Origin of the sequence: Arthrobacter sp. fls2-241-R2A-172 (genome assembly GCF_030208885.1) — a bacterium.
Taxonomy (GTDB): domain Bacteria; phylum Actinomycetota; class Actinomycetes; order Actinomycetales; family Micrococcaceae; genus Arthrobacter.
Genome location: NZ_JARVTB010000009.1, coordinates 107,805 through 122,768, shown reverse-complemented (window position 1 = coordinate 122,768; position 14,964 = coordinate 107,805). Strand labels below are relative to the sequence as shown.

Sequence of the window (14,964 nt, the reverse complement as noted above, 5' to 3'; positions counted from 1 at the left end):
CCCATTGGCAGGGCGCGTTGAATTGCGCTTCTACTTGCGGCTCATGGGTCGATCAAATCAGATCTGGAGCCATGCACCTAGATCCGCCAATACAGAAGCGGGCCGTGTTTTAGCCCTGCAGTGCGAGCGAGACGCGTTTGCGTTCGGGTTGGACCTCAAGAATCCGGACATTGACGCGTCCTCCGATAGCGAGGCCGTTCCCCTCCGGCCTTCGCATGGTGGACGGCAGTCGCGAATTGTGGATGAGGCCCACGATGCCGTTTTCGAGGGTGACGAACACTCCAAAGACGGCGAAGCCTTGGATCCGGCCAGGAATCGTCTCTCCGGTGCGAAGCCGTGCCCATGCCTCATCTGGAGGCGTCTTCCTCGGCTTTCGGTGCCGTGGTGGCCGGCTGCTGTGGCCCTCACTGTTGTCATCTTGGGCATCGGATGCAGCGTTTGGCGACGTGCTCGAGGTGCTGGCATCGGGAAGAGCGGCCCCGGACGGGTTGGGAAGGTTGCCGACCACCTCCAATGCCTGCTCTCTGACCTGGTCCAGATACCGCTCATAGGCAAGGTCGGCAAGCCTGCGTTCACGGACGAGCGTTCCTTCCTCCATTCGGTACCGTCGGCTCCTGTCCCCTCTGAACGATAGCCAGTTGAAACTTGTCGTGACATAAAAGTCGTCGCCGACGAGCACCTTGGCGTGGGTGTTCTTCAATCGCACTACGGCAAGCTGTTTTGACCGTCGCGCTGCCGAATGAAGCTCGGTGAGGGACTCGTCGATCTTAGGCTGGTCTTCATATCCCCAGGCGATGATGACAGGGCACTTCGCAGCCAATTTCTCGATTTGCCTGATCCAGGTCTTTGTGACCACGGCACTTGTGATCCACGGGCTGATGATGAGGAGTCTCCGCCGGGCCTTTGTCACTGCTTCATCGAGAATCCAGGGATGCTCATAGGTGCCGAGCCACCGTATCGCGGCCGAATCGACAGTCTGGCCGGCTTCTGCGCCGGTATCCGGATGGGGTCCCACTGTCCCGGTTTCGGGACCGTCTGCCATCGCTTGGAGCGTGAGAACCTCTTCTCGCGCCATCGTCGGGGTAACGCCGGGCTCCGGTGAGTCGGTCCGTGTTTGGCCGTCGGCGGGCGACTGCGGTCCTTCAATTCTGATGCCGAGTCGATCGACGGTCTGAAGGCGCTCGAGTTGCACCTCGTGGGCCGGACTCCACGTACCGTCAATGTCTAGGCCCAGACGAACCGAGTCGGAGTCGATTCCTTTATAGATCAGCAGGATGGCTTCTTTGAAGTACTTCCGGTTCTCGGTGACACCGAGAGTGCCGAGTATCCGGTTGACCTGGTTCCTGCCCCCGAGAATTGCGGTGAGGTCGGCGGCGGACAGTTCGTCTACGGCTGCAGGTTCGCCTGACGCTGGCGGCAGGACCAATATTCCTACACGGTTCCCTACCTCGGCTGCGCGTGTGAGGGATCGTTTAGTCCAGGCGACTGGTTTGCGAACGATCCTGTCAAACATGACCGAGAGGGTGACGACTTTCGGAGCCTCTGCCACAGTATCCTCGAGTGCCTCTTGCCCAGGGGGCAGGAGTTGTATGTGGCGGTGGTCGGTGTCGAGCGCCCTGTAGTCGATCATCTCCCTCTGCAGCAGGGCCCCGATCACATTCGCGGTATCGTCTTGATCGAGTCCGAGGAACCAGGAGATTTCCTCGATCCGCTTCAAACCTAATTTGATGGCCCGGAGGGTGTATCGCTCGGCGACGCCGAGCTCGCTGGCTCTTTCGGCCAGCAGGTCGACGGTGAGCACTGAGGCTGGGATGGCGCAGGGCTCTGCGGACACCAAGAGGTGGCCAGGGATGACGTGGGCGTGGCGTCGGGCAGCGAGGGCGAGGGGGTCGGTCACACGAACTCCATTCGGCAATCGTCGGTGTGTTCTATGTGGTGGAGCACTCTTTTCAGCGGTCTGTCTTTCGCAGTGCAGAATTCCGAGTCTCCGACAATCCAGAGGAGTTCGCGTGCGCGTGAAAGAGCCACATTGATGCGGCCTTCCCCGAAGGACTCGGAGAGGAAACCCATTTCGAGTCGGGCGTTGCTCCGGGTGACGGAGAATATTACGACGTCCGCTTCTCTGCCCTGTACGGCGTCGATCGTTTTGACGCTGGTGTCGAGGTGGGGAAGATTAAGGGCCCGGACTGCGCGGTCCAGCATGTGGAGCTGTCGTTGGTATCCGGTGAGGACAAGGACTTCGATCCGGTTGCCGTCCAGACGGTGGAGCTCGCCTCTTTCGGCCATTTCTTCCAGTCGGGAAAGTCGTCGGCAGACGATGTCGACCTCGGTCGAGTTCGAGGAGCTTTTCGCCTTGGCCGAGTCTTCATGTCGGGTTTCGCGACGACTTGTCGAGAACCACGCCACGCGAGGTTGCCCGCTGAGGGCTTCTCCGTCGAGTGAAGGATGCGGATCGTGCACCAGTTGCTTGTCATAGAAGGTGTTGGAGATCAGTTGTCCGATGGGGCGAGCCATCCGATGCTGCGTGACGAGGCTCTCTCTGCAGTCATTTGGTGACTCTGCAACCAGGATGCTGAACAGCGAGTCGGAGCCGAGCAGTTCGTCGAGATTGTAGGTATCGACAAGCTCACTGTGGTCCATGACCTCTTCGCGCATCGGCGGGAGCTGTTTCGTGTCGCCCACGAGCACCCACCGGCGCGAACGCACCATGGGGACGAAGAGTTCGGTGGAAGTTGCCCGTGACGCCTCGTCGACGATGCAGAGGTCGAAGTCGATATCGCGGACGCTCTGGTTTCCCAAGAATCCCATGCACGTCCCGGCGATGACGGACTGTTTCGGAAGGAACAGCAGCTCGGCCGCGCGGGGATCCTGAAGGCTTGCCAGCCAGTCGGCTTGGGCGCGCATGATGTCCCGGAGGCGGGCAGCGTCGGGCCTACTATCCAGGCACGCTGCGGAAAGCTGGGTGAGTGTTTCGATGGTTTCCTGTTCGGCGACATTGGCATCAACGGCACCGGCCTGCTGTCGAACCGTGTCCAAGGCGAGGGCTGCCGCCTTCTCAGCCCTGTCCAGCCGATCCGTCAGTTCGTTTTCGACGTCGTCGTCGCTGTCCTGTGGGTCGAATGATTCGAGTTCTGCCTTACGCTGGTCCCGGAGCCGCAGCGCGGCTGCGGCCTCCTCTGCGGCGAAGGCCAATCGGAGGCTCAGGGCGGAGACGTCGGCGGCAGCGGCCAGCTGCTCGAGCCCTTGGCCAGCCCTGTGCCTCACTTCCTCCGTCCAGGCTTTGATCTTGTTCGGCAGGAGGAGATGGACCGCCTCCTGGGCTACCTGGTCTTCTCGCGTCGAGAGTCGGACAAGGCCGTCCACTCCTGCCCTGTCGAGACGGCTTACGGCGTTGTCAAGAGCAACGTGCATCTGGCTGACGAGGAGGATCCTGTCATTTGGACGGGCCCTCAGGTGCTGGGCGACGAGCTCGCAGATGAAGGACGTCTTTCCGGTGCCCGGTGGGCCTTGGACGAGGAAGAGGTCAGAGGCTCCGAGTGCCTTTGCCACTGCGACCTTCTTGTCGTCGTCGAGGTCCGCGTTGATGGGCGCGAACTCCACTGGCTGGGCAGGAGAGCTCGACGCGGGGTCCAGTACCAGGTCGCGAAGGTCCGGGCGCAGGCTTCTTTGGTCGCGGAGCGAGCCGAGTGCTTCCCGTTGTCGCCGCACTGCGGTGTTCGAGGCTGTCCGGTTCCTGACCAGGACTCCGTCTTCAGGAAAATCGGCAGGGTTTCCTGAGATTCGGACGGTCGCCTCGTCTCCGTCGATCTCCTCCACGACGCATGAAACAGCGGTTCCGGACGTAGGCCGGGCTGTTTCGCGGGCCAAGAGGTCCTGGTCGAGGATTTCCTCACGCGGTTCGTGGTCCAGTTGGAGGTTTGCGGTGTTCCAGTGACGGGAGTTGAGCCTGTATCCGACAGGGTCTTCGAGTTTCCTGTCGAGTTCCTCCTTGGCCTCGATGAGTCGTGACCAGCCGTCAAGTCGGCTTTGGCGGAATCGTTCGCTGTCGCGGTCCTCGGCATCCTGGATGGCCTGCCGAAGGAGTTCGTGAAGCTCGTTGGTCGCGCGGTATGCAGCCAGCGGGCTCGCCGGTTGCCGGGCGGTCCAGATGTACTGATCTGACGGCAGGAGGACTGCTGCTGGCGAGCGACGGCGTGCCTCAAGTTCGTAGAAATCGCGGACGTCGGCTCGCGTGCAGACCATGCCTCCCTGCGTGAACTTGACGACGAGGCAGAGCTCGTCGCCGACGAGCTCGAACTCGTCCGGGTTGAGGATGACCGCTGAACCCTTCTGGACTCTGCGGGGGACGGCGTACGTGGCTGTTCCCATGAGGGTTTCGATCGAGCGTTCAGGGATCGAGTCAGCACGTGCTTTCAGCAACTGCGTGCGGGCCTGCGTGGTGAGGTTGACTGCCATCTCGGTTTGGGCGCGCCATTTCCGGCTGCGGTTGGAGTGGAGCTTACGGAGCTCGAGGTCCAGGACCTGGCCATCTTTGGGCCTGTTGCTCGGGTCATTGCTCAGACAGCGCTTCAACAGGTCCATAACCTGTTCAGGGACATCTATGCCGTCTACGTCGTCTGACAAGGCTCGTGAGATGTCTGCATAGTTGCGCAGCTCGTAGGGGACGAGACAGCGGACTAACGTGGCTGCGAGCCCGTGGACGTCCCGGTTCGCTGCCGCCTTCGTAACCTTTTCCGGCGGTGCATAAGGCGTGGAGGCGTGGTCCACGACTGTGGCATCTCCCGGTGCAGCCACTTGGTTCTTAATTTTGCTAATGCCGAAGTCGGCAAGCAGCGGTCCATGGCCGTCCCACAAGACGTTGGTGGGTTTGATATCCCTATGCAACACACCGTTGGCGTGGGCGTGGGCTAGCGCGCTCGAAAGGGGGAGCCCAATAGTCTCGCACAGATCATCCCACCCTGGGGGCTCGCCCAGGGCTGCGAGCCATTCCGTCAGGGAGTCTGGAATCCACTCGAGGACGATGTAGTAGTCACCACGTTGGGCGTCGAAGCCTTTGTCGAGGAGCCGGGCGACGTTGGGATGGTCGAGTCGGGCAAGTGCATCCGTCTCCCTCGTGAAAAAGATGGCGTTGACCGCATCCTTTGTGCCTGGAATGACCTTAACCGCGACTTCTTTACCACTGTCCAGATCGACGGCCTTGAAGACATCGCCTTGTCCACCTTGCCTGTGGCTACCCCTGATCGCCGCATACCGATCCGCGATGAACTCTTGCGCCATTCCCCCACCTGACCTGAGAACTATTACCGTCATCCTAGCCGGGACCTGCAGCAAAGGTCGGCGGGAGTGACACCAGACAACGATTTTCGGGTCCTCCAACCTCTCCCTGAAACGGGACCACGGCGTTGATCTCCCGGAGGATCGCGAGATGTCGCGCGCATGGTTGACGGCAAATCGGCCACTGCTCGTACGCCTCCACGCATACATGCTTAAGGGGATAGACCCGGAGGAAAGCGAATAACGGTGTGAGCGAGGGTGCTGCGATTCTTGCATTATCAGGCAGAACGGTGCGAACACCACATGAACACCAGGGTCGGACTTCTTCCTGCTTAGGCGCATGGACGCGCCGGGAGACAGGAGCCGCGGCATGGACGGATAATGAGCGGCTATGGAACCAAATGCTGAGGTTCCCGCGGTCCCTGTCCAGGGGAAGAGTGGGCCTCGCCTGGTTCAGTTGATGTCCGCGCGACGCATGCCGGGCCTCGGCATATCCAAGGGTTCTTGCCAGTCCGGTCTGCATGACGAAAGAAAGAACCCCGACAGCCGGGGCTGTCGGGGTTCCGTCGAGGCCTGTCAGGAGCCGCTGATCTTCCCTGCCGCGATGAGCTGCTGGGCGCGATGCTGCTGCTCATCGTCGCCAAAGCGCGTCACCGCCGTCATCAGATCCATGCCATCCTCAAGTCCGCCATAGATCTCCTCCAGCCGCTCGCGCGAGCCGCCGAGCAAGTTGATGCCGCCCAGCGCGTTGATCTGCTCGAGCTGCAGGTAGGCGCGGTACACGAGGTCGACGTGTACACCGTCATCGGCGGTGAAGGGGTTCGGGACGTAGTCGGCGTCCGGCGTAAGGCCATCCGTGTCGAGGCCCAACTGGGCCAGCTCGTTCTTGTTCATGGATGCTTCTCCTTGGTTTTGGGACTGTCACTCGGCTGTGACGACTCTCGATCTGAGACGGTCAGGATGCCCCCGGCCGGGCTCCGCCTGGCTGGAACGCCTGCGGGCCGACCATGATGATCACATTGATTTGGACGTCACTTACCTGGCGTACCAGGACGTCATCGACGCCTTTCAGCATACCGATGGGTGGACCAGCAAGCGTGGCAGGAAAGCGTAAAGACCATGTGTGCGCGCCCTGCTGACATCGAAATTCTGGCTGATTGGTGGACGGTAACCAGGATCGGTCCGACCAGCTCTGGGGTTCTCGTGGGTACCGCAGACCTACAAATTCCGTTGCATGTCCTCCAGAATGGGGATACACCAGGGCTAGGCTGGCGGAACACAAAGTCGGAGGAGGATCCCCTGAAGCGCAGCACCGGGTTGTTAGCGGCCAGGAATACTGCCCACAGGGGCGGGGAAGCCCGGGTCAACCGCCGCTTCGAAGCGTTTCGCGAGGTCCGCCGGCTATTGAACGGTGACCCGGTGGTATCTAGGCGAGGCTCTAGCTGCGTTTTTCGAGCGGACGATACCTGTCGCCGAGCATGCGCGCCCAGGCACAGGGGCGCGCATGCTGTACCTTCTCGTCACTGGAGACAGTCCCTGTCCGGGTCCGCCTAATGAATTCCGGCCGCAGCGGGGGCGTTGGCCTGTGCCGCGGTTCGGGAAGGCAAGGTAGCTGCAGCCAGTATTCCTGCAGCCACCAGCAGCCCAGCCGCGACGGCAAGTGCGCTGCCGTATCCGGCGACCAGTTGGCCTGCCTCGGTGACGGCCGAATGCTGGCTGCTGTTGCTGACCGTTGCAGCAACGCCTGCCAAAACGGCCAGTCCGAGGGCAACGCCGATTTGCTGGGCCGAGTTCAGCAGCGCAGAGGCAATTCCGGCCTCGGTTTCCTTCGTGTGATATACGGCGGCCTGGGTCAGGGCGATAATGCCGAGACCGAACCCAAGGGCGAGGATGAACATGGCCGGTGCCAGGTGCAGCCAGTAGTTCGTGTTTACCTGGATGAAGGAGAACCAGAAGGCAGCCCCGGCACTGAGCAGTGCCCCCGCTGCTGCGATGAGGCGCGTGGCCATCTTCAGCAGCAGCTTAGGCGCGGCCCCTGCCCCGAGCACCAGCCCTGCCGCGAACGGCAGCCAGCTGGCACCGGTCCGCAGAGGGCCGTAATGCTGAACCTGCTGGAGATAGAGGGTGATCACGTAGAAGCTGCCCATGGGACCAATGGCTAGCAGCAGCATGGAGGCGTATGCGCCAGCGCGGCCACGGTCCCGGAACAGCCCCAGTGGGACCAGCGGCGTGCTGCTGCGGGATTGCAGGGCGATGAAGGCAGCCAGCAGCAGGGCTGCAGCGGCTACCAGACCAAGGCCCAGAGGGTCAGCGAAACCCTCCTCGCCAAAGCGGGTAATTGCGTACACCAGGGCGACCATGCCGCTGGTTCCCAATACGGCGCCCCTGACATCGAGACTCCCGGCGTGCCGTCCTGCGCTCACCAAGGTCCGGCTGCCCAGGAGCACGAGGATGCCGATGGGTACGTTGATGAAAAAGACCCACCGCCAGCCGAGGGTGTCGGTCAGGCCGCCACCAAGAAGCAATCCCACCACAATTCCGAGAGCGGACATCGCGCCGTACAGCGACAGGGCTGCATCACGGGTCTTGCGTTCGGAGAAGGTTGTCGCAATGAGGGCCAGGGCGTTGGGCGCAACCAGTGCTGCTCCCAGCCCCTGAACCGCTCAGGCGGCGATGAGGGTCTCGCTGTTGGGGCCAAGACCCCCGGCCAGCGATGCGATGACGAAGAGGGCGAGACCGGCCTGCAATGCATGCCGCCGTCCGTAGAGATCGCCAAGCCGACCGCCCAGGAGCAGCAGAGCCCCGAACGTGAGGTTATAAGCATTCACAATCCAGGGCAGATGCACGGCGTTCACCCCGAGTTCCTGCTGGATGCTAGGCAACGCGATGTTCACGATGGAGTCGTCGAGCACCAGCATCAGCTGTGCGGTCGCGATCACCAGCAACGGCACCAATCCGCGCCGCTGTCCTGTTTTTCCGGTCATAGCATGTCCTCTACAAATTGGCGGGCAGCAGAGCCCGCAGAAAGTTCAGGGGGTACCCGAGTCGGGTGTTTTTTGGGGTTGCGCGGCCTGCTGGGGTTCGGGTGGACCCCGCTGGCCAGTTGTGGAGGGATTCATTCGCCCGCGGGCGCGCTTCGATGCCTCCTGTTTCGGGAGGGGGCGCCAACTTCTGGGCCGTTTTTGCGGCGTGAAGTTCCAGGGAATTACTAGCCGCTAACCACGTAACCGGCGGCAATGACGGCTTGGCGTACAGCAGCCGCGGCGGCTTTGCCGCCCATCAGGAGGCGGGAAAGGCCACCAGGAACGAGCTCAATAGCCACAGAATCCACTCCCTCAAGGACCAGGACGGCCTTCTCGACTGTCTGGGCACAATGCCGGCAGGTTAGGCCCTCGAGAGTGAGCTCAGCAGCGGAGGAGGTGGGCTGCGAAAAGACGTTGGCTGTGCAGCAACTGCATCCCGCACTCGAGGCGAGGGGAAGCTCAGTGCGGTTTCCAGATTCAAACATGTCAGTTTCCATTCCTTGATGGAGCATCAATGGGCGCTGGGGTTGACGGGCCGTGAAAGCGGGTGTTGGCACCGGCCGGGACATGCCTTGTCACTGACAACGCATCCACTATACCCCCCGGGGGTATAGTGCGCAACGTGGGTAGATTTGAGCGCCGTTTATGCGTGCCTGCGGTATGGGGGTCAGTACAGCTTTCGTACTTGTCCGGTAGAGAGAGCAGGTCGCTGAATTGAAACAAGGCGTCACTGCGGACGCTTTACACGACGAAGGAGCAGAGGAAGAACTATGGCTGTAGACCTCACACGTATGCAGAAGGCCAATTTTGTCGACGAGGACAAGTACGAACTCATTACTATCGGGCGGATCACGAAAAGGATGGTGACCCTTGACGGGGCCAGCGCCCTTCTCGTCCGTTTCCCGGTGGGAGCATCAGTGACGGAGGATGCGGTCAAGACCGGAATTCTCGACACGGATATGTGTCCCATGCCGCATGTCGCCTACATCCTGGAAGGCAGTTTGGGGGTGCGCCAGCGTACCGGATCCGAGGAGGAATTCTCAGCCGGAGATCTTATGATGCTGCCGCCGGAGCATGAAGCATGGACCGTCGGGGACAGGGACTGCGTCTTTATCGAATTCATGCGTGGGACCAGTGACGTCTACGACTACTGGCCGGAGCACTGAGCGGGCGCGTAGGCGCCATGTGAAGTGCGGGCACGATGAGCGCTGAAGATAGCGCTCATCATGCCACGTCTCCCGTTGGGCAAGTCGCCGCGCCTAACGGGAGGCGTGCCAGAAGTCATCATCTAACTGTTCGCCGGCTTCGTCCCAGAGGGGATGGCGGCGCTGTAACATCGAGGGTGTCGACGACAGTCAGGCTGCCTACTTCCGTCGTCGGCGGTCTGCCTGTTCGACCAGTTCCGTAATCCATGGCCGATGTCCGCGTCGAAATTCCATCCACTCAGGCAGGCCCTGAATAGAGGGGCCGGACCTATCGATGTCGATGGTGATCCGGCCGCCACCCACAGGTGCGTTGGTGATGTGCAGATCACCATAGGCTTCCGGAAGCACAGGATCCATCCACAGTCCCCGACGGGAGACATGAACGTCGTACCGCATCAGGTTCGTCACCAGGAGGATCGGGGCCGTTGCTGCCCAAGCCTGGGGCGAACACGCCGTTGGATAGGGTACGGGTTCGGCGAACTGATCACGGCTGAAGCCGCAGAAGAGCTCGGGCAAGCGCCCGCCCGAGAATTCGGCGGCTTCCAATATCGCAGTGGTAATGCGCTGTGCTTCCGCCACGAAGCCGTATCGCAACAGACCGGCAGCGATGATTGCATTGTCGTGGGGCCATACCGAGCCGTTGTGATAGCTGGCCGGGTTATATGCGCCCATGTTGCTGGCCAAGGTCCGTATACCCCAGCCGCTGAACATCTCCGGAGACATAAGCCGCTCGGCAACCTGCGGAGCCTTGTCCTCGTCTACGAGTCCGTAGACCAGACAGTGGCCCATGTTGGAAGCACACGCGTCCACCTGTCGCTTCCTGCCGTCGAGTGCGATTGCATAGTACCCCCGGTCCGGCATCCAGAACTGCTCGTTAAATCTCCGCTTCAGTTCCGCCGCCCGATCGGCGAGATCATCTCCCCGTGCCGTGTCGCCCGCGTCGTATGCCATCCAGGCACGCGCGGTATACGCAGCATAGACATAGGCCTGGACTTCACAGAGCGCGATCGGGGGCTCCGCAAGTGTTCCATCGGCAAAATTGATGCCGTCCCAGGAGTCTTTCCAGCCTTGGTTTATCAGGCCCTGGTCGTTGAGCCGTTCATATTCGACGAAACCGTCGCCGTCCTTGTCCCCGTAGTGACGTATCCATTCCAGGGCGCGGTCCGCGTGGGGCAGCAAACCGGCGATAATATCTGCTCCGAATCCCCACCGGCTGACGGCTCCGAGCACATCCACAAATAACGGAGTCGCGTCGACGCTCCCGTAGTAGGCTGAGTTGCCTCCAAGGGCCAAACCGGCATTGAGGCTAAGCCTTACTTCGTGCAGGATCTTGCCGGGCTCCTCCTCGGTCAGCGGGTCCACGATGGTTCCTTGCCGGTCCGCCAGCGTCTGCAGCGTCCCCAAAGCCAGTGAGGGATCCACCGGTAACGCCATTTCCGAGGCCCACAGGGAATCCCGGCCAAAGAGCGTCATGAACCACGGCGCACCTGCCGCCACCACAACGCGTTCGGGATGATCCGGATCCTCGATCCGGAGGGCACCCAAGTCGTCGTAGCTCCGCCGTAACGTACGCTCAATGGATCGGTTACCCATGCGAACGACGGGAATCCTGGCAACCCATTCCTTGCGGCGCCGGTCACTGGGGGACAACTCCTCCCCCTCAGGGTGGACAAGGGTGGCGCTCCGGCCAGAGCCTTCAACCTCAACCCGGGCACTGACGACAGCGCTCCAGTCCCCTTGCGGTGGGACAGATACCAGAAAGGTGACCCCCTCCGGCTTCACCTCTGCTCCCGGAGCCTGAATGACGACCCGTTTTCGCATGCCTTGCCAGACACCGGAAATGGTCAGCTGGTCCCCATCCACGTACCGGGTTGCGTCCCACGCACGCTGGATCCGGGCTTCCTTCACTTCAAAAAGGTCCGCGAAGTCAGCTTCAACCTCGAGGGAAATCGCGCATTCGACGGGTTTGGTTGAATAATTGCGGACGGTAAGTCGCTCCTGAATACCCGCGCCGACTTCCCGCAGGCGCTCCACGATCAGCGGGCTGTCGGCATATCCGTCGGAACGGGGAACGCGACCTGCAAACAGGGCCCGGAACGGCTCGCGCGTCTCGGCAGCGAGGGACTCAAGCGGATGACTGTTGACTGTCAGGTTCCAGCGGGACAGGAATCGGGTGTCCTGCACGAACAGGCCATGCGGGTGCTCGGGATGAATGTCGCCATTGGGCAAAGAAATGCAGAACGAGGTTTCCTCGACCAGGGTGACGGTCCCTGCCCCTACTGGGCCGGCAGCCGTGTCAGCATTCCATCCAGCCATCCTGGTTCCTCCAAGAAAGCAGCGCCGGCACAACGTGGTCTCTTAGACACGCTTGGGCGACGGCACCTCTGTTTACTTGACCCTACTCTCCCCCGGCTAAGGGGTGTAGACCCTGTTTCATATCCCTGCATGGCATCCAGAAACAGGACCCAGTGCAACGTACCTGTATAGCAGGAAGCCGGGAAACGGCGGGCCTGTCAACCGCGGGGCACCGTATGGTGGGCGCTGACCGTTAGGAAGCTGCCCGAGGGGCGAACCAGCCGGAGAAGTCCGCAGCCCACTCTTGCGGGCCAACAAACCCGATGGAGCCCAGCTGCCGCGCCTCCTCACAGCGGCGCAGACCCCACCAGAGGTCGTAGAGCACCCGCGGGGCGACATGAACCTGAAGATCCGGGACACGTTCTGCGCGGCCGATGCTCGCGGTTGTCTTGCTGTTCTCTGTGCAGATCCAGCCATGAAGGGGAGCTCCCCTGACGTTGTCGAACTCGAACCCCAGGACAATCGACTTCCTGGGCAGGGAATCTGTCACAAGGCTGCGGCCCATGTGTTCGAGCAGCGTGCCAAGCCCTGTCCGCAGGTCATTCTCAAAGGGCGCATGCCAATGACTCGCCCAGAGGCCCAGCGACTCCAAGGTCTGCCGCAGCGCGTAGCCGACCGGCGTCAGTCTGTAGCGTCGTGAGCCGCGGGGGCCGGTTTCATCGTTGCGAACGACAAGCTCCAGCTGGACCAGGCGCTTGAGCCGCTGGGAAAGCAGTGTCCGCGAAAGGTCAGGCAGGGCCCGGGACATATCGTTGAACCCCATTTCACCGCAGAGGAGTTCGCGCACGATCAATAGGGACCAGCGGTCACCCAGCAGCCGCAGCCCTTGTGATATCGACCAATAATCGGCACTCGGGCGCCCTGCTGTTTTCGCCAGGTCGTCTTGTTCCCGGGTGAACTGCTCCGCAATGGTCGTCATCGTCCCTGAGCTCCAAGCGATCCGTGAGTTGTGCTGCCACCATTCTTCCCGACCCTTCGAGGTGCTGTGTGTGCGCCACGCACATAAGTTGATGCCCGCCTGTCCGTCGCAGGCCTTCACCGGTTCTGCCTTTAAGCAAGAATCGAAGGTTGGCCGATAACCGTCCAACCTTCGATTCTGCGGTCCGTTTGCTAGAGCCGGATGTCTGCAGACTCCCCCGGTTTCAAGGCGATGAGGAGTTCGCTGAGCCCGGCATCGGCGAAAAGCTTGCTGATCTGGTCCGCATTCTGGCTGAAATGTTCCCACGAATCCTCGTGCACTGGAACGACCTTCTTGACACCCATGATCTTGGCCGCCTCCAGGGCCCGGTCATTGCTGAGGGTGATGTACGCGCCATCTGCGATCACATCGAATTTTGCGCCGCCGACGAAGAGCACAGCGATATCAATGGCTGGAAAACGATCCGCAATTTCGCGCACGATATCCAGCTCGGAGTTATCACCGCTGATGTAAATCGTCGGCATGCCCTCTGCTTCGAGGACAAAGCCAATAACGGGCCCGAGTGCGTCCCACACGCCCTCCGGGCCATGATGCGCCGGCACTGCCGTGATTTTCATCTGCCTGCCATCGGGAAGCGTAACGGTATGAGTCTCGTAGTCGCTGGTCCCGCGGACGTTGGGGCCGAAGTTCTTCGCAGCCTCCGTCGTGGTGAGGGCAAGCGGCACCATCGTCAGAAAACCCCGGCCGGCCACGTCCAGGTTGTCGATGTGCTCGTGGGAGGCGAGTGCCAGGTCAACGTGGCCAAGCTCCTCGGGGGTGGCGCTGGGGGCGAGCTTCTTGATGACGGGTCCGGCGATTGGGTGGTGGTAGACCTGGGGGGAATCGAAGGTGGGGTCAGTGATCATCCGGTAGCCGGCGATCTCGAGGAGCAGGGTCGGTCCTCCAATGAGGGTTGCTTTGACGTCGTCCATAATTTCAGTCCTTTATCGGGTCGGTGGCGGCCGGGGTTCAGCTCTTGCTCGTCATTTGAGCCGTGATGTCTTCCGCCCCGTGCAGGACATAGACGAGCTTGCCGTCATCGTCGAAAGCCGGAGCGTTCAGGGGCTGGAACCACCGGGGCTCGAAAATCCCGTCTGAGTTCTCGATGTCATAGCGAACAGGCGGAAGAATATCGATCTTGCCGGTTTCGACAACACGCTCGATGGAGCTGCGCAGAATCTCTGTTCCCTTGGCGTCAGGGTTGTCCGGGTTGTCCGGAAAAGCCTCGAGGATGTCCATGCCGACGATTCCCTCGCGGCTCTTTCCCGTAGATGCAAGGAACGAGTCAGTGGCAGCGACGATCGTTCTGTCGGGGGTGACGATGATGTATTGGTTCGGCAGACTTTCGAAGATTTTCTGAAAGTCGGGGTTATGTGCATCTGAGGATGACACTTCGACTCCTTTCCCTGATGAGCGACTCTTTCGCGTCTCGTATTGCCATTGCAGCAGGTGGGGCCGCCCCCCACTAGTGCAATACATGGACTGGAAGGAGTCAGCGTCCCTGCTGTTTCGCCGACCAGGGCCTGCCGCAGATGTCGGGAAAAACGGGGATGCCCTTTGGCTTGGGCCATCGGCGGCATTTGTCCCAGATCCCTAGAGTCCGAAGGCGGTTCCGTGGCCATGCTCGAACACGAGGTTGGTCTGGGTGCCTGCGACGGCAGGATTCGATGACAGATGGTCCAGTACGAATTGACGGATGTGCTCGGTATTCCTGGCCGTGATGTGGATCAGGAAATCATCTGCACCGCCAAGAACGAAGAATTGCTTGATCTCGGGCAGGTCCCGCAACTCATTTCCGAAGGCATTCATCAGGTGCCGGGCCCCAGGCCTAAGCCGCACGCTGACCAGGGCCTGGAGGGGCAGGCCCATTGCTTCGGGTGCGACTTCGACGGTGAAGCGCTTGATTACCCCCGACTCTTTGAGCGCCTTGAGGCGGGCAAGACAGGTTGACGGCGCAAGTCCGAGGGCCTCCGACAACGACTGATTGGTACGCCTTGAATTATTGGACAGCAGGCCAAGAAGCTTGTGGTCCACTTCGTCCAATGGCACCTGTTGCAGTTTCTGCGAGTCCGACACCCTGTAACGCTCCTCACAATGCAGGAATTAATGAGCTGCTTCCATTCTGCCGCAGATCCTGCGAGCAGGGCTC

Annotated in this window: 10 protein-coding genes and 1 pseudogene; 1 reads left to right on the top strand and 10 read right to left on the bottom strand. The window is 61.2% G+C overall.

Translation table 11 applies throughout. From position 1 onward, the window contains the following. Positions 1 to 109: 109 nt before the first annotated feature. The 5 genes and pseudogenes from QRM57_RS14660 to QRM57_RS14640 form a co-directional block, all read right to left on the bottom strand. Positions 110 to 1,897 (bottom strand): S1 RNA-binding domain-containing protein, encoded by a 1,788-nt coding sequence (locus QRM57_RS14660; protein WP_133830819.1) that lies wholly within the window; start codon positions 1,895 to 1,897, stop codon positions 110 to 112. Beyond that, positions 1,894 to 5,277: a serine/threonine-protein kinase gene (locus QRM57_RS14655; RefSeq protein ID WP_284987126.1), complete on the bottom strand. Its 3,384-nt coding sequence runs from the start codon at positions 5,275 to 5,277 to the stop codon at positions 1,894 to 1,896. The genes QRM57_RS14660 and QRM57_RS14655 overlap by 4 nt, the downstream gene beginning before the upstream one ends. A 573-nt stretch (positions 5,278 to 5,850) precedes the next feature. Continuing rightward, positions 5,851 to 6,168, bottom strand: coding sequence for a hypothetical protein (locus tag QRM57_RS14650; protein ID WP_133830821.1), 318 nt, complete (start codon positions 6,166 to 6,168; stop codon positions 5,851 to 5,853). A 656-nt stretch (positions 6,169 to 6,824) separates the two neighbouring features. Further along, positions 6,825 to 8,258: pseudogene (locus QRM57_RS14645) on the bottom strand (MFS transporter). A 224-nt stretch (positions 8,259 to 8,482) separates the two neighbouring features. Further along, positions 8,483 to 8,782: a heavy-metal-associated domain-containing protein gene (locus QRM57_RS14640; RefSeq protein WP_133830822.1), complete on the bottom strand. Its 300-nt coding sequence runs from the start codon at positions 8,780 to 8,782 to the stop codon at positions 8,483 to 8,485. Between the two features lie 285 nt (positions 8,783 to 9,067). On the opposite strand from QRM57_RS14640, the gene QRM57_RS14635 reads away from it, so the two are divergent. Beyond that, positions 9,068 to 9,463: a cupin domain-containing protein gene (locus QRM57_RS14635; RefSeq protein WP_133830823.1), complete on the top strand. Its 396-nt coding sequence runs from the start codon at positions 9,068 to 9,070 to the stop codon at positions 9,461 to 9,463. A gap of 198 nt (positions 9,464 to 9,661) precedes the next feature. Here QRM57_RS14635 and QRM57_RS14630 read toward each other — a convergent pair whose 3' ends face one another. The 5 genes from QRM57_RS14630 to QRM57_RS14610 form a co-directional block, all read right to left on the bottom strand. Then, the gene (locus QRM57_RS14630) at positions 9,662 to 11,818 is read right to left on the bottom strand and encodes an amylo-alpha-1,6-glucosidase (RefSeq protein ID WP_133830824.1); all 2,157 of its coding nucleotides are present in this window, start codon (positions 11,816 to 11,818) and stop codon (positions 9,662 to 9,664) included. A 232-nt stretch (positions 11,819 to 12,050) separates the two neighbouring features. Next, complete coding sequence (locus QRM57_RS14625) at positions 12,051 to 12,776, bottom strand: winged helix-turn-helix transcriptional regulator (protein WP_133830825.1); 726 nt, start codon at positions 12,774 to 12,776, stop codon at positions 12,051 to 12,053. Between the two features lie 191 nt (positions 12,777 to 12,967). Next, a complete protein-coding gene (locus QRM57_RS14620) occupies positions 12,968 to 13,747 on the bottom strand; it encodes an MBL fold metallo-hydrolase (protein ID WP_133830826.1) in 780 nt (259 codons plus the stop codon). 37 nt (positions 13,748 to 13,784) lie between these two features. Next, the gene (locus QRM57_RS14615) at positions 13,785 to 14,207 is read right to left on the bottom strand and encodes a PAS domain S-box protein (RefSeq protein ID WP_205679365.1); all 423 of its coding nucleotides are present in this window, start codon (positions 14,205 to 14,207) and stop codon (positions 13,785 to 13,787) included. A gap of 201 nt (positions 14,208 to 14,408) precedes the next feature. Continuing rightward, the gene (locus QRM57_RS14610) at positions 14,409 to 14,891 is read right to left on the bottom strand and encodes an Lrp/AsnC family transcriptional regulator (protein WP_056387789.1); all 483 of its coding nucleotides are present in this window, start codon (positions 14,889 to 14,891) and stop codon (positions 14,409 to 14,411) included. Positions 14,892 to 14,964: the final 73 nt, after the last annotated feature.

Excerpts from the sequence above, each read along its gene's own strand:
- QRM57_RS14655 (WP_284987126.1), bottom strand. The coding sequence starts at position 5,277 with ATGGCGCAAGAGTTCATCGCGGATCGGTATGCGGCGATCAGGGGTAGC.
- QRM57_RS14650 (WP_133830821.1), bottom strand. The coding sequence starts at position 6,168 with ATGAACAAGAACGAGCTGGCCCAGTTGGGCCTCGACACGGATGGCCTT.
- QRM57_RS14640 (WP_133830822.1), bottom strand. The coding sequence starts at position 8,782 with ATGTTTGAATCTGGAAACCGCACTGAGCTTCCCCTCGCCTCGAGTGCG.
- QRM57_RS14635 (WP_133830823.1), top strand. The coding sequence starts at position 9,068 with ATGGCTGTAGACCTCACACGTATGCAGAAGGCCAATTTTGTCGACGAG.
- QRM57_RS14630 (WP_133830824.1), bottom strand. The coding sequence starts at position 11,818 with ATGGCTGGATGGAATGCTGACACGGCTGCCGGCCCAGTAGGGGCAGGG.
- QRM57_RS14625 (WP_133830825.1), bottom strand. The coding sequence starts at position 12,776 with ATGACGACCATTGCGGAGCAGTTCACCCGGGAACAAGACGACCTGGCG.
- QRM57_RS14620 (WP_133830826.1), bottom strand. The coding sequence starts at position 13,747 with ATGGACGACGTCAAAGCAACCCTCATTGGAGGACCGACCCTGCTCCTC.